Origin of the sequence: Streptomyces sp. NPDC058326 (genome assembly GCF_042879855.1) — a bacterium.
GTDB lineage: Bacteria > Actinomycetota > Actinomycetes > Streptomycetales > Streptomycetaceae > Streptomyces.
The window spans coordinates 573391-592918 of sequence record NZ_JBHVZO010000002.1 but is presented as its reverse complement, the minus strand read 5'-3'; the positions used below and the strand labels follow the sequence as shown (position 1 = coordinate 592918).

Below are 19528 nucleotides of genomic sequence, written 5' to 3'. Positions count from 1 at the left end.
TCTCGAACGTCGTTCGCGAAGCGCTTCACCGAGAACGGAGCCGCCGTCATGGCCTCAGCTGTGACCCCATCGCCCCAAGCCGTCACGGCACGGAGGCGCCGCCGCACGGGAGCGGCCCCCCGCCGACTTCCGTACCTGCTCATCGCCCCCGCCGGACTGCTGATGCTGGGCTTCATCGCCTACCCGGTGCTCAGCGTCTTCTACTACAGCCTCCAGCACTACAACCCCACGAAGCCCTGGCGGAACGGCTTCGCCGGCCTGGAGAACTTCACCCGGATCTTCACGGACGACCCGCACTTCTGGGGGACGCTGACCTTCAGCCTCAAGTGGGTCGTCGTCGAGGTGACGCTCCAGCTCCTCTTCGGTCTCGCGCTCGCCCTCATCGTGAACCAGACCTTCGTCGGCCGCGCCCTGGGCCGGGCCCTCGTCTTCTCCCCGTGGGCCGTCTCGGGTGTGCTCACCTCCGCGATCTGGGTGCTGCTCTACAACTCCCAGACCGGTATCAGCCGTTATCTGGCGGACATGGGCATCGGCACGTACGGCACGTCCTGGCTCTCCGACACGGCCACCGTGTTCCCCGCGGCGATCGTCGCCGACCTCTGGCGCGGGGTGCCGTTCTTCGCCATCCTCATCCTCGCCGACCTCCAGTCCGTACCCAAGGACCTGTACGAGGCGGCCGAGGTCGACGGGGCGGGCCGGATCCGCCAGTTCGTCCACATCACACTGCCCCACATCCGGGACGCGATCGTCCTCTCCACACTGCTGCGCGCGGTCTGGGAGTTCAACAACGTCGACCTCCTCTACACGCTGACCGGCGGCGGCCCCGCGGGCGAGACGACCACCCTGCCGCTGTACATCGCCCACACCAGCGTCGACGCCCACAACTTCGGTTACGCCTCCGCGCTCACCACGGTGGCGTTCGTGATCCTTCTCTTCTGCTCCATGGTCTATCTGCGCCTGAGCAAGTTCGGAGGCGACGGCAAGTGACAGCCGAGTCCACTCTCAGCCCGGCCCCGGCCGCCCCGGCCGCTCAGGCGGCACCGCCGCCCGACCGGACCCCGCCCGCCGCGGGCCGCGGCAGGCACCGCGCCTGGGACGAGGTGCCCCGCTGGCAGATCTATCTGCCCCTCGGGATCTACCTCCTCTTCACCCTGATCCCGTTCTACTGGATCCTGCTCTTCGCCGTCCGGCCCGCCGGCTCCACCTCGCTGGTGCCCTGGCCGATAACGACCGCGCACTTCGAGAAGGTGTGGAACGAGCGCAGCTTCGGGATCTTCTTCCAGAACAGCCTGCTCATCGGCGTGGCGGTGCTCATCAGCACCACCGTCGTCGCCCTCGCCGGCGGATACGCGCTCGCCCGCTTCGACTTCAGGATCAAAAAGGGCTTCATGCTGGCCCTGCTCTGCTCCCAGTTCGTGCCCGGCGCCCTGCTCCTCGTCCCGCTGTTCCAGATCTTCGCCGAGCTGAAGATGATCAACTCCCTCGGCAGCGTCATCATCGCCGAGACCGTCTTCCAGCTCCCGCTGTCGATGATCCTCATCAGCGGCTTCATCAAGAACGTGCCGTACTCCCTGGAGGAGGCGGCCTGGGTCGACGGCTGCAACCGCTTCCACGCCTTCAGGGTCGTCGTCCTCCCCCTGCTCCGGCCCGGTCTGGTCGCCGTCGGCTCCTTCGCCTTCGTGCACGCCTGGAACCACTTCCTCTTCGCCCTGATGTTCCTCAGCAGCCAGGACAAGCAGACGATCCCGGTCGGTCTCAACACCCTCATGGGCGCCGACAGCGTCGACCTCGGGGCGCTCGCCGCGGGCGGGGTCATCGCCGCGGTCCCCGTCGTCATCGTCTTCGGCTTCATCCAGAAGTGGCTGGTCACCGGGTTCAGCGCCGGGGCGGTGAAGGGATGAGCCGCCACCCCACGAACAAGGAAGACATGAACGACGTCACCACCCGAACCCCGCTTCCGGTCGTTCTCGCGGGCGCCCGCGGCCACGGCCGCAGCCACCTCCTCAACATCCGCCGCCTCGAAGAACAGGGGCTCGTCCGGCTCGCCGGAGTCTGCGAGCTGCGCCCGCTCGACGCGGCCGAACTCGACGGCGTCGGAGACCCGGAGCAGTCCGCCGACTTCGAGGCGCTGCTCGCCTCGACCGGCGCCCGGATCGTGGTGCTCAGCACCCCCATCCAGACCCACACCGACATGACCCTCGCCGCGGCCCGGCACGGGGCGCACATCCTCCTGGAGAAGCCGCCCGCCCCGTCGTTCGCGGAGTTCCGCAGGATGGCCGACGGAGTCGGGGCGGCCGGAGTGGCCTGCCAGATCGGATTCCAGTCGCTCGGCTCCCACGCGGTACCCGCGATCCGCCGCCTGGTCCAGGAGGGTGCCATCGGTGAACTCCTCGGTGTCGGCGCGGCCGGGGCCTGGGTCCGCGACGAGGCCTACTTCCGGCGCGCCCCCTGGGCGGGGCACCGGAAGCTCGACGGGGCCGACGTCGTCGACGGGGCGCTCACCAACCCCCTGGCGCACGCCGTCGCCACCGCGCTCGCGCTGTCCGGCTCCACCCGGGCCGGGGACGTCGAGCACATCGAGACCGAGCTGCTGCACGCGAACGCCATCGAGTCCGACGACACCTCGGCCGTACGGGTCGTGACCTCCGCCGGCACCCGGGTCACGGTCGCGGCGACGCTGTGCGCCGAGAAGTCCTCGGAGCCGTATGTGATCGTGCACGGCAGCCAGGGCCGGATCACCTTCTGGTACCGGCAGGACCGGGTCCTCGTGCAGCGTGCCGGTCACGGCCCGGTGGAGACCGAGTACGGGCGCACCGACCTCCTGGAGAACCTGGTCGCGCACGTCACCGACGGCGAGCCGCTGTGGGTGCCGCCGGCGGAGACCGGCGCGTTCATGCGGGTCGTCGAGGCGGTACGGACAGCTCCCGACCCGGTGGAGATCCCTCCCGGGCAGTGGCACACCGAACCGGGCGAGAGCGCGCCGCGCCGGGTCGTCGACGGCGTCGACGCCCTGGTGGACGCCAGTGCCGACACGCTCCGGCTGTTCTCCGAACTCGGCGCCTCCTGGGCGCCGACGACCCGGGCGGAGGTCCGATGAACCAGGCGTCCCCGACGGTCCTGCGCTGCGCGGGCCGCACCGTCGCCCACTACCTCACCCGGCCCGACCTGGCCCTCGACCACTCCCCCCGGCCGTACCTCCACCCCGTCACCACCCTGGGCGGCCGGCCGGTGACCGAGACGGTGCCCGTGGACCACCCGCACCACCTGGGGGCGGGCGTCGCGGTGCCCGATGTCGAAGGACACAACTTCTGGGGCGGACGCACCTTCGTCCGCGACCGGGGCTCCGTCGAGCTCGACAACCACGGGGTGCAGCGGCACGACGGCTTCAAACTCTGTGACCCGGACGGCTTCGTGGAGGAGCTGAGCTGGACGGCGAGCGGCGAGCGGCTCCTGCGGGAGCACCGGACGGTGGCGGCCACCGCGCTCACCGACTCCGCCTGGGTGCTCGACCTCACGTTCTCCCTCACCAACGTGTCGGGGCGGGACCTGTCGGTCGGCAGCCCCGCGACGAACGGCCGGCCCGGTGCCGCGTACGGCGGCTTCTTCTGGCGAGCGCCGAAGGAGGCGACGGCTCCGGTGGTGTTCGGGGCGGACGCCGACGGCGAGGAGGCCGTGCACGGGGCGCGCTCCGACTGGGTGGCGCTCGCCGGCGAGGGGTGGACCCTGGTGTTCGCCGGGGCGACCGCGCGGACCCGGGAGGACCCGTGGTTCGTCCGTGCCGCCGAGTACCCGGGCGTCGGCTCCTCCCTCGCCCACGGCGAACGGCTCGCGGTGGCGGACGGGGAGACCTTCGTACGGCGGGTGGTGACCGTCGTCGCCGACGGCCGCCTCGACCGGGACGGGGCCGCTGCCCTGGTCCGCAAGGCGGTGGCGTCGTGAGCGCGGCGACCGTCACCGGGGACCTGGGCGACGGCACGTACCGCAACCCGGTCCTGGCGGCCGACTGGTCCGACCCGGACGTCCTGCGGGCCGGCGAGGACTACTACCTGACCGCGTCCAGCTTCGGCCGCGCCCCCGGTCTGCCGCTGCTGCACTCCCGGGACCTGGTCAACTGGACGCTCGTCGGCCACGCCCTGGAACGGCTCGAACCGGCCGCCGCGTTCACCGAGCCCCGGCACGACCGGGGGGTGTGGGCGCCCTCGTTCCGGCACCACGACGGACGGTTCTGGATCTTCTGGGGCGACCCCGACCACGGGATCTTCCAGGTCAACGCCCCTTCCGTACGCGGCCCCTGGACGGCCCCGCACCTGGTGAAGTCGGGGCTCGGGCTGATCGACGCCTGCCCCCTGTGGGACGAGGAGTCGGGCGAGGCGTACCTCGTGCACGCCTTCGCCAAGTCCCGCGCCGGCTTCAACAACCGGCTCGTCGGGCACCGGATGAGCCCGGACGGCTCGAAGGTGCTCGACGAGGGCCGGGTCCTCGTGGACGCCGACCTGATACCGGGCTGGTTCACCCTGGAGGGACCGAAGCTGTACCGGCACGACGGCTGGTTCTGGATCCTCGCCCCGGCCGGCGGGGTGGCCACCGGCTGGCAGGGCGCGTTCCGGTCGCGGTCGTTCCTCGGTCCGTACGAGGAGCGGACCGTCCTGGCGCAGGGCGACACCGACGTCAACGGCCCGCACCAGGGCGGCTGGGTGCGCACCCAGCGCGGCGAGGACTGGTTCCTGCACTTCCAGCAGTCGGGCGCGCACGGCAGGATCGTCCACCTCCAGCCGATGCGCTGGGACGGTGACGGCTGGCCGGTGCTCGGTGACGGCGGCTCCCCGGTCCGTGTGCACCGGAAGCCGGATCTGCCGGAGCAGCCGCCCGCGCGGCCCGCCGTGGACGACACGTTTCCCGGCGGGCGGTTCGGCCGCCAGTGGCAGTGGACCGCCAACCCGGGCGAGGGCTGGGCCAGTCAGCACACCGGCGACGGGCTGCGCCTCGGCTGTGTCCGTTCGGACCGCGTCGACGATCTGCGGGGTGTGCCGCATGTGCTCACCCAGCGGCTGCCCGCCGGGGCCCTCGTGGTCGAGGTCGGGCTGCGGCTCGACTCCACGGCGGCCGGGTCCCGCGCGGGGCTCGTCGTCCTCGGCGACGCGTATGCGTGGATCGGTCTCGAACGCGCCCCGGACGGCACCGCCCGGCTCGTGCACCGCTTCGCGCCGGCCACCGCGGACCGTGAACGGGACGCGGCGCACCCGGTGCCCCTCGCGGGGGACCGGGTCCGCCTGCGGATCGAGGTGACGGCCGACGCGCGCTGCCGCTTCTCGTACACCACCGACGACACGGACGACACCAGCAACAGCACCGACGGCGAGGGTCCGGTCCGTCTCGGCCCCGAGTTCGCCGCCACGCCCTGGCGCTGGGTCGGCGCACTGCTCGGTCTGTTCGCCGGGGCGCCCGCGGAGGCGGAACACGCCGGGACGGCCGTGTTCTCCGCCTTCCGCGTCACCACCCCATGAGCTCCCCCACATCCCCATCCCCCGTCACATCCCGTAGCACCCCGAGAGAAGAGAGCCGACGATGACCATCTTCCCCGGCGGACGGCGCAGAGCCGCCCTCGCCCTCGCCCTGTCCGGTGTCCTCGCCCTGACCGCCACCGCCTGCGGTGACGACGGCAGCGGCGCGGGCGGCGCCAAGGGCACCGAGGGATCGGGCAAGGGAAAGATCACCTTCTGGGACAACAACGGCGGTGTCCGCACCGACGTCTGGAAGGAGATCATCGCGGACTTCGAGAAGGCGAACCCCGACATCGACGTCGAGTACGTCGGGATCGCCTCCAAGGAGGTCCAGTCCAAGTACGACACGGCGATCCAGGGCGACGGCCTGCCGGACGTGGGCGGCGTCGGGGCGGCGATGCTCGCGGGGATCGCCGCGCAGAACGCCCTGGAGCCGCTGGACGCCAGGATCGAGGGCAGCTCCCTCAAGGGCAGGCTCAACGCCGGCATGGTCGAGAGCGTGAAGTCGGCCGGCGGCCAGGGCAAGCTGTTCACCGTCCCGACCTCCGCGAGCAACGGCGTGCTCTACTACCGCACCGACCTGTTCAAGGCGGCCGGCCTGCCCGAGCCCACCACCTGGTCGAAGTTCTACACGGCGGCCGAAAAGCTGACGCAGCAGGACAAGAACCGTTTCGGCTACACGATCCGCGGCGGTGCGGGTTCCATCGCGCAGGCCCTGGACGCCATGTACGGCCAGAGCGGCATCACCAGCTTCTGGGACGGCGACAGGACCACCGTCAACGACCCGAAGAACGTGGCCGCGCTCGAGAAGTACGCCGCGCTGTTCAAGAGGACGACCCCGGCCGCCGACGTCAACAACGACTTCACCAAGATGGTCGCCCAGTGGGACAGCGGCGAGATCGGCATGCTGAACCACAACCTGGGCTCCTACCAGGACCACGTGAAGGCGCTCGGCACGGACAAGTTCCGGGGCATCCCCAACCCGACCCTGGACGACGGCACCCGCGTCCAGGTCTCCAACCCGGTCGACGGTCTCGGGCTCTTCTCCTCCAGCAAGAACAAGGCGGCCGCCTGGAAGTTCATCGAGTTCGCCGCCTCGCACGCCTCGAACAGCAAGTGGAACAAGTCGGCCGGCGCCATTCCGGCCAACACCGAGGCCGCGAAGGACCCGTGGATCCAGGAGGCCGAGCCGACCAAGCTCGCCGCCGAGGTCCTCTTCAGCGGCAAGACGGCCATCGTCCAGCTGCCGTACTACCTGACCGACTGGAACAACATCTCCAAGTCCGACAACGAGGCGGGCTTCCAGAAGGTCCTGCTCGGCAAGACCTCCGCCAAGGAGTTCCTCGACGACCTCGCCGAGCAGCTGAACAAGGCGCAGGCGGAGTGGAAGCAGCAGAACCCGTGAGCGTAGGCCGCCGCGCGGTGGTCTCGGCCGGGGCGGGCCTCGCGCTCGCCCTGGCCGGGGCATCCCCGGCCCGTTCCCAAGGACGTCCCCCCATGCGCACCCTCTTCATCGCGGGCGACTCGACGGCCGCCCAGAAGTACGCCGACGCCGCGCCCGAGACCGGCTGGGGCATGGCTCTCCCCTTCTTCCTGCACCGGAACGTGCGGGTCGCCAACCACGCAGTCAACGGACGCAGCACCAAGAGCTTCCTCGACGAGGGACGGCTCGACGCGATCCTCACGGCGATCCGCCCCGGCGACCTGCTCCTGATCCAGTTCGGCCACAACGACGCGAAGGTCGCCGACCCCGCCCGCCACACCGAGCCGTGGACCACCTACCAGGACAACCTGCGGATCTTCGTCGAGGCCGCGCGGTCCCGCGGCGCCCTCCCCGTGCTCGCCACCTCCGTGGAGCGGCGGAAGTTCGGCGTCGACGGCACCGCCCTGCGCACGCACGGCGCCTACCCGGCGGCGATGCGCGAGGTGGCCCGCGCCTCCGACGTGCCGCTCCTCGACATCGAGGCGCTGTCGCTCGCCCTGTGGCAGCGGCTCGGCCCCGAGGCGACCAAGACGTACTTCAACTGGACGGCGACCGAGCAGGACAACACCCACTTCAACCCGCCGGGCGCCGTCGAGGTGGCCCGTCTGGTCGCCGCCGAGCTGCTCCGCACCCATGTCCTCGCCCCGCGTGAGACGCGCCGCCTGGACGACGAGATCCCCACCGACCTGATCACCTGGCCCGACGCCGAGGAGAGCCGTCCATGAACCGACGCAAGCACCTGGGAGTGGTGGCCGCGACCGCGCTCGCCCTGACGGTCACCGCCCCCGTCGCCGGCGCGCACTCCGGGCACCGGCCCGGCGCCGACCCCGCCCGCGCGACCCTGCCGGCCGGCGACGGCTGGGCGTCCTCCGGGACCGGCACGACCGGCGGGGCCGCCGCCGAGTCCTCCCGCGTGTTCACCGTCACCACCTGGGAGGAGTTCCGGACCGCGCTCGCCGTGCCGGGCACCGAACCGAGGATCGTCAAGGTGGTGGGCACGCTGAACGCGACCGCCGCCGGCTGCGCCGCCTTCGAGGCCCCGGGGTACGACTTCGCCCGTTACCTCGCCGACTACGACCCGGCCGTCTGGGGGTACGAGAAGGAGGTCAGCGGCCCCCAGGAGGAGCTGCGGGCCGCGTCGGCGACCGCCCAGGGCCAGGCGATCAAGGTCAAGGTGCCCGCGAACACCACGATCACCGGGGTCGGCCGGCACGCCGGGATCACCGGCGGCAGCCTCCAGGTCACCGGCGTCGACAACGTCGTGGTCCGCAACCTCACCCTGGAGAGCCCGCTCGACTGCTTCCCGCAGTGGGACCCGACGGACGGCGCGACCGGGGCGTGGAACTCCGAGTACGACAGCCTCGTGGTGTACGGCTCCACCCATGTGTGGATCGACCACAACACGTTCACCGACGGCGCCCACCCGGACAGTTCGCTGCCCTCGTACTACGGCGAGGTGTACCAGCAGCACGACGGCGAGCTGGACGTGGTCCGGGGCGCGGACCTCGTCACGGTCTCCTGGAACGTCTTCACGGACCACGACAAGACCCTGATGATCGGCAACAGCGACAGCGCGGGCGCCACCGACCGGGGCAAGCTGCGGGTCACCCTCCACCACAACCTCTTCAAGAACGTGATCGAGCGGGCGCCCCGGGTCCGGTTCGGCCAGGTCGACGCGTACAACAACCACTTCGTCGTGCCGTCCTCGGGTTACGCGTACAGCCTGGGCATCGGGCAGGAGTCCCAGCTGGTCGCGGAGAAGAACGCGTTCACGCTCGCCGCGGGCGTGCCCGCCGGGAAGATCCTGAAGAAGTGGAAGGACGCCCCGGTCACCACCACGGGCAACTACGTCAACGGCGCCCCGACGGACCTGCTCGCCGTCCACAACGCGCAGTTCCCCGAGGAGCTGCTGCGGGCCGACGCCGGCTGGACCCCGGTCCTGCGGACCCGCGTCGACCACCCGAGGGCCGTTCCCGCGGTCGTCGCCCACCACGCGGGCGCCGGCCGTTCTCGCTGAGCTCCCACCCTTCAGGAGGACCCGCATGCCCTCGCACCCCACCGGAGCCGTCCCAGGACGCCGCTCCCTGCTCCTGGGCGCCGCCGGAACCGCGCTCGCCCTGGCGCTGCCCGCCGCGCCCGCGTCGGCCGCACCGCGCGAAGGCCCCTTCGGCCGGTTCGGCTCGCCCGCCGAACGGCTCACCGCCCGGACGCTGTACGTACACCCCGGCGGCCTCGGCGACCACACCACGGTCCGGGCGGCGGTCACCGCGGCCGACGGCCCCGGCTGGACCCTGGTGCTCGCCCCCGGCACGTACCGGGAGACGGTCGTCGTCGGTCCTTCCCGTACCGGCATGACGTGGATCGGCGCGAGCGGGGACCCCCGGGACGTCGTCGTGGTGTACGCCAACTCCGCCGGGACGCCCCGGCCGGAGGGCGGCACGTACGGCACCTCCGGTTCCGCGACCACCACCGTCCAGGCGGAGGGTTACGCCGCCCAGGGCGTCACCTTCGCCAACGACTTCCTCCGCACCGACCTGCCGGGGAACCCCGGCACCCAGGCGGTCGCCCTCAAGGTGACGGGCGACAGGTCGGCCTTCTTCCACTGCCGCTTCCTCGGCCACCAGGACACCCTGTACGCCGACTCGGCGGCTCTCTCGGCCTTCGCTCGCCAGTACTTCGCGCACTGTTACGTGGAGGGTGACGTCGACTTCGTCTTCGGCCGGGCCACCGCCGTGTTCGAGCACTGTCACTTCCGGACGCTGCTCCGCCCGGACCTGGCGTCGGCGCCGCACGGTTTCGTCTTCGCCCCGTCCACGGCCCGGGCGAACCCGTACGGATTCCTCGCCGCCCGCTGCCGGGTCACCAGCTCGGCCCCGGACGGCTTCTACAAGCTGGCCCGGCCGTGGGTGCCGAGTTCCGACCTCACGGCCTGGCCGTCCCTCGTCGTCCGGGACAGCGTCCTCGGCGCGGGTGTCGACGCCGTCCTCCCGTACGCGAACATGCGCGAGGCCTTCCCGTGGCAGGCGCAACGTTTCGCCGAGCACCGCAACTCCGGGCGGGGCGCCCGGATCACCGTCCCGGAGAACCGTCCCCAGCTCACGGCCGCCGACGCGGCGTCCGTGACCCCGGCGGCGTACCTCGGCGACTGGGTTCCCCGGCGGCCCTGCCCCTGACGACGGGAGCACCTCCACCGGGCCCCTCGCGGGGTCCGGTGGTTTCCCGTTCACGGCCGCAGGAGGGGAAAACGGGCCTCCGCCCACAGGGCGCGGAGGGAGGCCGGCTCGTCCTCGTCGCCAGGTGCGTCGGCGGTGCGCCACGTCCTGGTGCGGGTGGCGGAGCCGTCGACCGCCGGCCAGCCCGGGTCCCCCGTGGCGGCGAAGCCGGCCCACGCGCGCACCATGCGGCGCGCGAGCCCGTGGTCCTCGCCGGTGGGGGCGCCGCCGATGAGGAAGGCGAGCTCCTCCTTGTCGACGTTGCCGAAGGCGAAGGGGATGTCCGCGCAGTGCCAGGCCCGGACGGGCCCCCGCGGGCCGGTGCGGCGGCGGTCGAAGCGCGACAGGAACGCACGGCCGCCGGCGCCCGCGTGGAGCTCGGCGAGCCGGTGGGCGTACTCCCCGAAGAGGAGGTCGCCGAAGACGGCGAGGTAGACGTCGAGCACGGGGGCTCCGGGCAGCGCGGCGCGGTAGCCGTCCACCAGACCGCCGGGAAGCCCGAAGTCCGTGGCGAAGCGGTCGAGTCGCTCCTCGGTGGTGACCTTCGCGCTGCTGCCGACGGCGTCGAGCAGCCAGTACTCCTCCGTGGTGTGGCAGACCAGCAGGTCGATGCCCCGGCTCCGTCCCGCGGCCATCCCGGTGAGGGGGTCGACGGGCAGGACGTCGCCGTCGAGGACGGGGGCGTAGAGCGAGGGGTCGTAGTGGCGGGACCCGGAGGAGGGGTCCCGCCGGTAGCCGTCGACCACCTGGTCGGAGGCGAGGACCAGGGCCTGGGGAGTCGCCGACGCCAGGCCCTCGGGTGTGTCGGGGCAGCCCGCGGCGGCGGCCACCTCGCGGGTGGTCGCGGCGGCGACGCCGAGCGGGTAGCAGGGGCTGGCGGGGCTGTGGGCGATGGCCCGGTGGAACAGTCCGCGGGCGCGGTCCATGACCATGAGGCAGGCGACCGAGGCGGCCCCGGAGGACTGTCCGGCGACCGTGACGTTCGCCGGGTCGCCGCCGAACGCGGCGATGTTGTCGCGGACCCAGCGCAGGGCGGCGACCTGGTCGAGCAGGCCCCGGTTGTCCGGGTGGGCGGCTCCGCCGCCGGGGATGTGACCGAAGCCCTCGAAGCCCAGCCGGTAGTTGAGGGTGACCACGACCAGACCGGCGCGGGCGAGCACGACGCCGTCGAAGTCGGGCTGGGCCGAGGAACCGAAGGTGTAGGCGCCGCCGTGGATCCAGACGAGGACGGGCAGGGCGCCGCCGTCCGGGGCGGGTGTCCAGACGTTGACGGTGAGGATGTCCTCGTCGCCCGGCGACCACACGGGCGCGCCGGGCAGCTCCGCCGACTGCGGGGCGACGGGGCCGAAGACGGTACAGTCCCGCACTCCCGTCCACGCGGAGGCCGGAGCGGGCTCCCTGAGGCGGTGGGCGCCGAACGGCGGGGCCGCGTAGGGGATGCCGAGCGCGGCGACGACGTCGACGGAGGCCCGGAAGCCCCGCACCGCGCCGTGGGTCGTCTTGAAGAGGTCCATGGGGGCAGCTTGGCAGCGCGGCCCCCGGCGGCACCAACACCAAGATCATGACGATTGACACACCGGTGATGTGGATGCGTGCCGGTACCCCGCGGGGGCGGCGGTTCAGGGCAGCAGGTCGACGCAGTCGATCGCGGTGCCGGCGCTGAGGAAGCCGGTGCCGGTGGATCCGCTGACGACGTTCAGCCGGAGCACGTTGTACTGGCTGGGGTCGGTCTTCCAGGCGCTCGCCGGGACGACGTAGGTGAAGGTGTGGTTGTTGCCCCGGTAGGAGCCGGTGGTCAGCGACCGGGTCGAGGGCTGGTCGGGCGGCAGGGGGATGGCGGAGACCCAGTCGTTGACGGTCACCCGGGGGCGGCCGTTGAGGAGGGCCGTGGTGACCCCGATCCGCAGGGTGTGTGCGGCGGCGGCCTGGGCGGCGGTGAGCCGGAAGTACACGAGGACGCCGTCGTTGACGTCCTTCCACAGGTAGCAGGGGAAGGAGGCGGTCACGTCGCCGTTGCCGAGGACGACGTTCCCGGTCCATGGCGCGGCCCTGACGTCGGCGGGGTGGGCGACCGTCATGAGCGCGGCGTTCTTGAACCCGCCGGGGGTGCCGTCCCAGTCGCCGATCCGCCAGAGCGCGGGCGCGGTGCTCGGGTCGTTGGCGAGGGTGATCGTGTGGAGGGCGGTGGCGGCGCCGGCGGTCACGGTCACCGTGCCGGTGTGGACGGCGAGTTCGCCCTTGTACACGGTCAGGGTGTACGTGCCGGGGAGCATCCCCCGGCAGGAGAACGCGCCGGTTCCGGCGGCGGCACGGGCCCAGTACTGGGCGTCGGCGTTGGCGAAGCCGACGGTGTAGGCGTGTCCCGCCGCCATGCCCTGGAGTCCGACGCCCGCGACCCGCCCCCGGCCCGCGGCGCCGACCCAGCCGCGGATGCCGAGGCCGTCGACCCAGCTCGTGTCGTGGTTCGCGGGGAAGAGGGCGGGGTCGGGGGTGGCGCCGTCGGTGAAGGCGAGCATGTACGGGCCCTGCAGACCGAAGCGCATCGGCTCCGTCTGGGACTGGTTGTAGTGGAGGATCTCGTACAGGCCGACGCCGAGCTCGTTGGAGTGGCGGAGCAGGGAGCGGTAGAAGGGGCCGCCGGAGGCCTTCTCGTGGTTCGAGCGGACCATCCACAGGCCGACCGAGCCGTTGCTGTACCCGATGTGGTCGTAGTCCATGACCCGGACGCCGGAGTAGTGCTTGGACCGGGTGTGTCCGTCGGCGCGCTGCCAGACGTCCCCGGCCTCGATGACGGTGTCGGCGCCCTCGACCCAGGAGTCGGGGCCCTCGTTGGGGAAGAGGCCGGGCTTGACGCGGGCGATGAAACGGGTGGCCGTGAAGGACGTGTCTGCCTTGTCGGTCCACAGGTAGACGTTGTTCCGTCCGGAGCGCGCCGCCAGGTAGTGCCGGAGCGTGCCGTGGACGACGGTGACGAGGACGGTGGAACCGGTCTGCGCGAGGGTGACGGTGGAGGCGCCGAGGCCGGACTCGACGTGCGAGTGCTTGCCGCCGTACCCCTCGTACTCCCTGCCCTTGTAGACGAGGGAGGTGAGGTCGCCGGTCGACTTGGAGACCTTGAAGACCAGTCCGGCGCCGGTGTCGATGACGTACTGGTTGCCGTCGTCGCTCCAGCCGAACCCCGCGGCGGCGGCGGTGCCGGACGCGAGGCCGGCGGTGGCGGCGGCCGTGCCGGCGAGGGCGGCCCCGAGGAGGGTGCGGCGGCGCAGGGGCTGTGCGGAGGTGTCGTACGAGCTCATCGGCGTGCGGCTCCTTCGGTGGGCGGTGCGGCTGCCCGTAGGTCGCCGCCACCGGCAGAAGGGTTGCCGCAGCGTTTCGAAACGTTTCACGCCCGTGACGGCCTGACGGGGGAACGGCGTTGACTTCGTGGCGTCGTCCCCATGCGTGAGCCGCTTCTCCGACCCGCGGAAGAAGACCGGCGTCCCCGGGGGAACCGGCACCCCGGCGGTCGGCTGAACCGGACGACGCCGGCTGACCGGCCGGTCAGCGGCCGGCGGCCGCCCCGAAGTCGCCCCGAAGGGTCGAGCGGCCGCCGTCGCCGCCCGTGAGGACCACGGTGTACGTGTCGGCCGAGGCGTCCCGTACTCCTTCGGCGTGGTTGTACTGTCCCGCGAAGACATGGGGGCCGGGCGGGACCGTGCGGTCCGGCTTGAGGGTCCACCGGTAGACCAGGGCCCCGGGCTCCTGGTCCACCGTCACCGTGAAGTCCTCGGCAGGGCGGGTGCGCCAGTGGCCCGTGCTCACCACTCCGGCGGTACGGGCGACGCGCAGTTCCACGGTGAGCCCGGTGACCGGCGTGTCCGTCGTCAGGGCGAGGTCGTTCTGGGACCACCAGCGGTTGCTGCCGGGGTCGAGCGTGGCGACGACCCGCGCCGCTGGGCCGGGCGCGGGCACCGTGGCGGCGGGTCCGGCGGGCCGGTCGCCCAGGGTGGTCGCCGCGAGACCGCCGAGACCGACCACACCGGCGACAGCCGCGGTCACGGCCACGACCGCCGTCCACCGCCGGCCGTTCCACCGGCTCGCCGGCCGGATCGGGCGGGCCGCCGGGGCGGGCGCGGCCAGGCCGCGCTCCACCCGGGCCAGGATGCGGGCGTGGTCCGGCCGGTGCGCGAGCGCCGCCTCCCGCAGCTCGCGGCGGACCCGTGTCTCGTCCATCAGCGCCTCCCCGCGGCGAGTTGGGTGGCGGCCCGGGGGCCGAGCAACCGCTGGAGCTCCGCCATGCCCTTGGCGGTCTGGCTCTTCACCGTACCGACCGAGACGCCGAGCGCGAGCGCGGTGTCGCGTTCGGAGAGGTCGAAGGCGTGCCGGAGGACGACGCAGGCGCGCTTGCGGAACGGCAGGGCGCGCAGCGCCGTCCGCACGTCGACGACGGCCGGTACGTCCGGGTCCTCGACGTGGTCGGGGCGCCGGTCCCAGAAGGCGGCGACGCGGCGACGCTCGCGGACGCTGCCCCTGATCCGGGTGCGGACGAGGTTGGCGACGACGCCCCGGGCGTAGGCGGCGGGGTGGTCGGCGGCGCGGACCCGGTCCCAGCGGTGCCAGAGGGCGAGCATGGCGTCGGCGGCGAGGTCGTCGGCGGCGTCGGTCTCGCCGGTCAGCAGGTGGGCGAGCCGGGCGAGTTCGGCGTAGTGGCGCTCGAAGAAGACCCGGAACTCCGTCGCGCTGTCGCCGGCTTCACTGTCCGCCGTGACCACGGCGGTCCTCGGGGCCGGAGACGGGGCGGTCGACGGGGAGGGGTGCGGGAGCGCCGGGCGACGCGGGGCCTGTGCTCGCGCGCGCGGTCAGCCGGGGCGGGATGAGCTCCGTCCCCCGGGGGCCCTCCCCCGAGAGCCGCCGGACGAGCCGCTCGACGGCGAGCCGCCCCATCTCCTGGGCGGGTACGGAGACGGCGGTGAGCGGTACGGAGGCGTGGACGGCGACCTGGTCGGGGCAGATGGCGACGACCGAGACGTCCTCGGGCACAGCGCGGCCCTGGTGCCGCAGGAGCGCGAGCAGCGGTTCGACGGCGGCCTCGTTCTGGACGACGAGGCCCGTGGTGCCGGGGCGTTCCTCGAAGACGCGGGTGACGGCGGCGGCGACGGCCGCGTAGGTGCCGTCGACGGGCCGGTGGAGCAGCCCGACGCCGTGGGCGGCCGCGGCGGCGCGCAGCCCGGTGAGGGTGCGGGCGGCGAAGCCCGTATCCCGCTCGTACACGGCGGGCGGTTCGCCGAGCACGGCGACGCGGGTGTGGCCGAGACCGGCGAGATGCTCGACGCAGCGTGCGCCGGCGGCCTCGAAGTCGAGGTCGACGCAGTCGAGTCCGTCCGTTTCGGCGTCCTCGGCCGACGCCGCGGGGAGCCCGATGAGGACGGCGGGCCGCTCGGCCTCCCGGAGGCAGGGGAGCCGGGGGTCGCCGATCCCGACGTCCATGACGATCATGGCGTCGGCGATGGCGCTGCCCTCGACGCGGCGGACGGCCTCGGGGCCTTCCTCTCCGGTGAGCAGCAGGACGTCGTAGCCGTGGGAGCGGGCCGTGGTGGTGACGGCCATCGCGATCTCCATCATGACCGGCACGTAGAGGCCGGTGCGCAGCGGCATCATCAGGGCCAGGATGTCGGTCCTGCTGCTGGCGAGGGCGCGGGCGCCGGCGTGCGGCCGGTAGCCGAGGGTGTCGATGCTGTGCTGGATCCGCTCGCGGGTGGGGGCGGATATGGAGCGCTTGCCGCTGAGCACGTAGCTGACGGTGCTGGCCGACACCCCGGCGTGGCGGGCGACATCGGCGAGGGTGACCACGTGCGCGCTCCTCGGCAGTTCCCGGTGTTCCGGGCGTCCGGCGCCCGTGGCTGATGCGGACCCCGACCCTAAGCGGCCGCTCGGCGGGCTGTCCAGGCGGGCCGCGAAGAGTCCAAGGGTCCGGGGCCCGGGCGGGGTTGTGCGCGGGCGTCCGGCGCGGTGGGATGAACAGCGGGCAGCAAGCGCTTTCTGCCCCCGTGACCTTTCCCTTCTCTTCCCCTCTCCGACAGGAGGACCATGCCCGCCCTGCCCTGGTACGAAGACGTCTCCCCCGGCCGCGGCACACTGCCGCCCCGCGCCTGGTACGCCCGCTCCGACGCCCCGGCCCATTCTCTGAACGGCGACTGGGCCTTCCGTCTCTCCCCCACGGCCGACGCCGAGGACACGTCCTTCGCCGCCCCGGACTTCGACGCGAGCGGCTGGGGCACCGTCGCGGTCCCGGGCCACTGGGTGCTCCAGGGCAAGGAGTTCGGCGGCCCCGCCTACACCAACGTGCTGTACCCGTTCCCCGTCGATCCGCCCCGCGTCCCCACCGAGAACCCGACCGGCGACCATCTGCGCCGCTTCGACCTGCCCGCCGACTGGCCGGCGGACGGCGGGACCGTGCTCCGCCTCGACGGGGTCGAGTCCTGCGCCCGGGTCTGGCTCAACGGCACGGAGCTCGGCGACTTCAAGGGCTCGCGGCTCGCCCACGAGTTCGCCGTCGGACACCTTCTGAAGGCCCGGGACAACGTCCTCGCCCTCCGGGTCCACCAGTGGTCCTCCGGCTCCTACCTGGAGGACCAGGACCAGTGGTGGCTGCCGGGCGTCTTCCGTGACGTGACCTTGCTGCACCGGCCGGAGGGCTCCCCCGGCGACTTCTTCGTCCACGCCTCGTACGACCACACCGCGGGCGCCGGCGGCCTGCGCGTCGACTGTGACGTGCCGGGCCGGGTGCGGGTGCCGGAGCTGGGTCTCGACCTCGCGACCGGCGAGAGCGTCACCGTCCCGGTCGAGCCGTGGAGCGCCGAGGTCCCCCGTCTGTACGAGGGGGAGCTGACGGCCGGCGGCGAGCGGATCCCGCTGCGGATCGGCTTCCGCTCGGTGTACGTCGAGGACGGCGTCCTGAAGGTCAACGGGCGCCGTGTCCTCTTCCGGGGCGTGAACCGGCACGAGTTCCACCCCGAGCGCGGGCGCGCCCTCGACCTCGCGACCATGCGCGAGGACGTCGAGCTGATGAAGCGACACAACATCAACGCCGTCCGCACCTCCCACTATCCGCCGCACCCCGCCTTCCTCGACCTCTGCGACACGTACGGCCTCTGGGTGATCGACGAGGGCGACCTGGAGACCCACGGCTTCGAGGAGCTGGCCTGGCAGGGCAACCCGGTCGACGACCCTCGCTGGACGCCCGCCCTCCTCGACCGGGCGGCCCGGCTCGTCGAACGGGACAAGAACCACCCGTCGGTCGTCCTGTGGTCGCTGGGAAACGAGTGCGGCACCGGCGCCGGACTGACCGCGATGGCGGAGTGGATCCGCGACCGGGACCCCTCCCGGCTCGTCCACTACGAGGGCGACCGCTCCTGCGCGGACACCGACGTCTACTCGCGGATGTACCCGCCGCACGCGGAGGTCGAGGAGATCGGCCGGCGCGCCGACGAGGGGCCCGAGGCCCGCAGCCGCATGCCCTTCATCCTCTGCGAGTACGCGCACGCCATGGGCAACGGTCCCGGTGGGCTCACCGAGTACCAGCGGCTCTTCGAGACGTACGAGCGCTGCCAGGGCGGCTTCGTCTGGGAGTGGATCGACCACGGCCTGGTCCACCCGGCCCACGAGTACGGCTACGGCGGCGACTTCGGCGAGGAACTGCACGACGGGAGCTTCGTCTGCGACGGACTGCTCTTCCCCGACCGGACGCCGTCGCCGGGGCTCGTCGAGTACAAGAAGGTGATCGAGCCGGTCCGGATCTCTCCCGGCGATGAGCCCGGCACGGTCTCGGTGACCAACGGCCATGATGTCTCCGATCTCTCCCATCTCGCCTTCACCTGGTCCCTTCTGGCCGACGGCGAGGTCCTCGCCGAGGGCCCGCTGGAGGTGCCCGCGCTCGCCGCCGGAGCGAACGCGCTGGTCCGCCTGCCCGAGCCGCCCGGGACTCCGGCCGGTACGGAAGCGGTGTGGACGGTGCGGGCCGTCCTCGCCCGCGCCACCGCGTGGGCGCCCGCCGGGCACGAGGTGGCCTGGGGGCAGATCCCGGCCACCGCCCCGGGCCGCCGCCTCCGGCCCCTCACCGGCGCCCGGCCGGCCCCGGCAGGGCACCGGATCACCCTCGGCCCCGGCGTCTTCGACGCCCGCACGGGCGAACCGCTCGCCGTCGGAGCCCTCCCCGTGACCGGACTCCGGCTCGACGTCTGGCGGGCGCCGACCGACAACGACGAGGGCGCGCCCTGGCAGCCCGACATCCGGTACGCGACGCTCTGGCGCGAGCTCGGCCTGCACCGGATGCGGCACCGCACCGACGAGGTGAGCACCACGGGGGGCGTCCTGACCGTGCGGTCGCGGGTGGCGCCCGCGGCCCGCGACTTCGGCCTCGGTGTCACGTACCGCTGGACGTCGGACGGCACGGCGCTGCGGCTCGACGTCGAGGTGACCCCCGAGGGGACGTGGACCGTGCCGCTCCCCCGGCTCGGGGTCCTGCTCGGCCTGCCCGCCGCCCTCGACCGGGTGGTCTGGTACGGCGGCGGGCCCGGCGAGGCGTACCCGGACACCCGCGCGGCCGCCCGGCTCGGCCGCTGGGAGTCGACCGTCGCCGGACTCCAGACGCCCTACGTGCGGCCGCAGGAGAACGGGGCCCGGATCGACACCCGGTGGCTGGAACTCACCGACGGGAGCACGGGGGTACGGGTCGGGGGCGAGCCCGCCTTCTGGTTCACCGCCCGCCGCTGGACCACCGAACGGCTCGACGCGGCGGCGCACCGCCCCGACCTGGTGCCCGGCGACACGCTGTGGCTGAACCTGGACCACGCCCAGCACGGCATCGGTTCGCAGTCCTGCGGGCCGGGCGTGCTGCCAGGACACCGTCTCGACGCGGGCCCGGCGGCGTTCGCGCTGACCTTCACCCCGTCGGCGGGCTGAGCACGGTGCCCCGCCTCCGCGGAACGGGAGGCGGGGCACGGGCCCGCGCGTCGGGCCGTGGCCCAGACCGTGTCTCAGGTCATGTTGGGGCTGTACTTGTGGCTGCCGGGGGCGAGGACCTCGGCGTTGCAGCGGACGCGATGGAACCAGACCAGGAACGAGATCCAGCACGCCACCTGGAGCACGGCGGGGAACGGGACCATGTCCTCGGAGAGCCAGGGCGAGTCCTTGCCGCCGGTCGCGATGACGTAGACGTCGGTGAGCGCGGAGGTCGCGATCAGCGACTGGGCGATGAGAGCCGGCCCGTTCGGGTCGCGGAATCTGTAGCGGGGCCCGCGCGCGGCCGCGGGCCCGACGGGCACGTTGTAGGCGTCCATGGACGCTCCCCCCGG

The 19528-nt window shown here is 73.0% G+C and carries 16 protein-coding genes; 10 read left to right on the top strand and 6 right to left on the bottom strand.

Annotated elements, in window-relative coordinates; all coding sequences use genetic code 11:
* Positions 1–48 precede the first annotated feature (48 nt).
* From ACFVYX_RS05420 to ACFVYX_RS05380, 9 genes are all read left to right on the top strand, one after another.
* Positions 49–987: a carbohydrate ABC transporter permease gene (locus ACFVYX_RS05420; protein ID WP_389679977.1), complete on the top strand. Its 939-nt coding sequence runs from the start codon at positions 49–51 to the stop codon at positions 985–987.
* Complete coding sequence (locus tag ACFVYX_RS05415) at positions 984–1901, top strand: carbohydrate ABC transporter permease (protein ID WP_389679976.1); 918 nt, start codon at positions 984–986, stop codon at positions 1899–1901. Before ACFVYX_RS05420 ends, ACFVYX_RS05415 begins: the two co-directional genes overlap by 4 nt.
* A 26-nt stretch (positions 1902–1927) precedes the next feature.
* Positions 1928–3097: a Gfo/Idh/MocA family protein gene (locus ACFVYX_RS05410; RefSeq protein ID WP_389679975.1), complete on the top strand. Its 1170-nt coding sequence runs from the start codon at positions 1928–1930 to the stop codon at positions 3095–3097.
* A complete protein-coding gene (locus tag ACFVYX_RS05405) occupies positions 3094–3939 on the top strand; it encodes a PmoA family protein (protein ID WP_389679974.1) in 846 nt (281 codons plus the stop codon). Before ACFVYX_RS05410 ends, ACFVYX_RS05405 begins: the two co-directional genes overlap by 4 nt.
* Positions 3936–5504: a family 43 glycosylhydrolase gene (locus ACFVYX_RS05400; protein ID WP_389679973.1), complete on the top strand. Its 1569-nt coding sequence runs from the start codon at positions 3936–3938 to the stop codon at positions 5502–5504. Before ACFVYX_RS05405 ends, ACFVYX_RS05400 begins: the two co-directional genes overlap by 4 nt.
* A gap of 61 nt (positions 5505–5565) precedes the next feature.
* Entirely contained in the window at positions 5566–6906 is a 1341-nt protein-coding gene (locus ACFVYX_RS05395; RefSeq protein WP_389679972.1) for an ABC transporter substrate-binding protein, read from the top strand.
* Positions 6903–7709: a rhamnogalacturonan acetylesterase gene (locus ACFVYX_RS05390; RefSeq protein ID WP_389679971.1), complete on the top strand. Its 807-nt coding sequence runs from the start codon at positions 6903–6905 to the stop codon at positions 7707–7709. The genes ACFVYX_RS05395 and ACFVYX_RS05390 overlap by 4 nt, the downstream gene beginning before the upstream one ends.
* Positions 7706–9001, top strand: coding sequence for a polysaccharide lyase family 1 protein (locus ACFVYX_RS05385; protein ID WP_389679970.1), 1296 nt, complete (start codon positions 7706–7708; stop codon positions 8999–9001). The genes ACFVYX_RS05390 and ACFVYX_RS05385 overlap by 4 nt, the downstream gene beginning before the upstream one ends.
* A gap of 25 nt (positions 9002–9026) precedes the next feature.
* Positions 9027–10157 carry a pectinesterase family protein gene (locus tag ACFVYX_RS05380; RefSeq protein ID WP_389679969.1) on the top strand — a complete coding sequence of 377 codons (1131 nt, stop codon included), beginning with the start codon at positions 9027–9029 and terminating at the stop codon, positions 10155–10157.
* A gap of 50 nt (positions 10158–10207) precedes the next feature.
* Here ACFVYX_RS05380 and ACFVYX_RS05375 read toward each other — a convergent pair whose 3' ends face one another.
* The 5 genes from ACFVYX_RS05375 to ACFVYX_RS05355 form a co-directional block, all read right to left on the bottom strand.
* The gene (locus ACFVYX_RS05375) at positions 10208–11710 is read right to left on the bottom strand and encodes a carboxylesterase/lipase family protein (protein WP_389679968.1); all 1503 of its coding nucleotides are present in this window, start codon (positions 11708–11710) and stop codon (positions 10208–10210) included.
* A gap of 105 nt (positions 11711–11815) precedes the next feature.
* Complete coding sequence (locus ACFVYX_RS05370; RefSeq protein ID WP_389679967.1) at positions 11816–13492, bottom strand: rhamnogalacturonan lyase B N-terminal domain-containing protein; 1677 nt, start codon at positions 13490–13492, stop codon at positions 11816–11818.
* Positions 13493–13736: 244 nt separating this feature from the next.
* Positions 13737–14408, bottom strand: coding sequence for a hypothetical protein (locus ACFVYX_RS05365; RefSeq protein ID WP_389679966.1), 672 nt, complete (start codon positions 14406–14408; stop codon positions 13737–13739).
* Positions 14408–14947, bottom strand: a complete 540-nt coding sequence (locus tag ACFVYX_RS05360) for a SigE family RNA polymerase sigma factor (protein ID WP_389679965.1) — start codon at positions 14945–14947, stop codon at positions 14408–14410. Before ACFVYX_RS05360 ends, ACFVYX_RS05365 begins: the two co-directional genes overlap by 1 nt.
* Entirely contained in the window at positions 14928–16025 is a 1098-nt protein-coding gene (locus ACFVYX_RS05355) for a LacI family DNA-binding transcriptional regulator (protein ID WP_389679964.1), read from the bottom strand. Before ACFVYX_RS05355 ends, ACFVYX_RS05360 begins: the two co-directional genes overlap by 20 nt.
* Positions 16026–16262: 237 nt before the next feature.
* On the opposite strand from ACFVYX_RS05355, the gene ACFVYX_RS05350 reads away from it, so the two are divergent.
* Complete coding sequence (locus tag ACFVYX_RS05350; RefSeq protein ID WP_389679963.1) at positions 16263–19136, top strand: glycoside hydrolase family 2 TIM barrel-domain containing protein; 2874 nt, start codon at positions 16263–16265, stop codon at positions 19134–19136.
* A gap of 74 nt (positions 19137–19210) precedes the next feature.
* Here the strand turns inward: ACFVYX_RS05350 and ACFVYX_RS05345 are convergent, their stop codons facing one another.
* Positions 19211–19513, bottom strand: coding sequence for a hypothetical protein (locus ACFVYX_RS05345; protein ID WP_389679962.1), 303 nt, complete (start codon positions 19511–19513; stop codon positions 19211–19213).
* Between the last annotated feature and the right edge of the window lie 15 nt (positions 19514–19528).

Coding starts and splice junctions, on each gene's coding strand:
- ACFVYX_RS05420 (WP_389679977.1), top strand. CDS start 49: ATGGCCTCAGCTGTGACCCCATCGCCCCAAGCCGTCACGGCACGGAGG.
- ACFVYX_RS05395 (WP_389679972.1), top strand. CDS start 5,566: ATGACCATCTTCCCCGGCGGACGGCGCAGAGCCGCCCTCGCCCTCGCC.
- ACFVYX_RS05345 (WP_389679962.1), bottom strand. CDS start 19,513: ATGGACGCCTACAACGTGCCCGTCGGGCCCGCGGCCGCGCGCGGGCCC.
- ACFVYX_RS05405 (WP_389679974.1), top strand. CDS start 3,094: ATGAACCAGGCGTCCCCGACGGTCCTGCGCTGCGCGGGCCGCACCGTC.
- ACFVYX_RS05410 (WP_389679975.1), top strand. CDS start 1,928: ATGAACGACGTCACCACCCGAACCCCGCTTCCGGTCGTTCTCGCGGGC.
- ACFVYX_RS05380 (WP_389679969.1), top strand. CDS start 9,027: ATGCCCTCGCACCCCACCGGAGCCGTCCCAGGACGCCGCTCCCTGCTC.
- ACFVYX_RS05350 (WP_389679963.1), top strand. CDS start 16,263: ATGCCCGCCCTGCCCTGGTACGAAGACGTCTCCCCCGGCCGCGGCACA.
- ACFVYX_RS05370 (WP_389679967.1), bottom strand. CDS start 13,492: ATGAGCTCGTACGACACCTCCGCACAGCCCCTGCGCCGCCGCACCCTC.
- ACFVYX_RS05375 (WP_389679968.1), bottom strand. CDS start 11,710: ATGGACCTCTTCAAGACGACCCACGGCGCGGTGCGGGGCTTCCGGGCC.
- ACFVYX_RS05365 (WP_389679966.1), bottom strand. CDS start 14,408: ATGGACGAGACACGGGTCCGCCGCGAGCTGCGGGAGGCGGCGCTCGCG.
- ACFVYX_RS05385 (WP_389679970.1), top strand. CDS start 7,706: ATGAACCGACGCAAGCACCTGGGAGTGGTGGCCGCGACCGCGCTCGCC.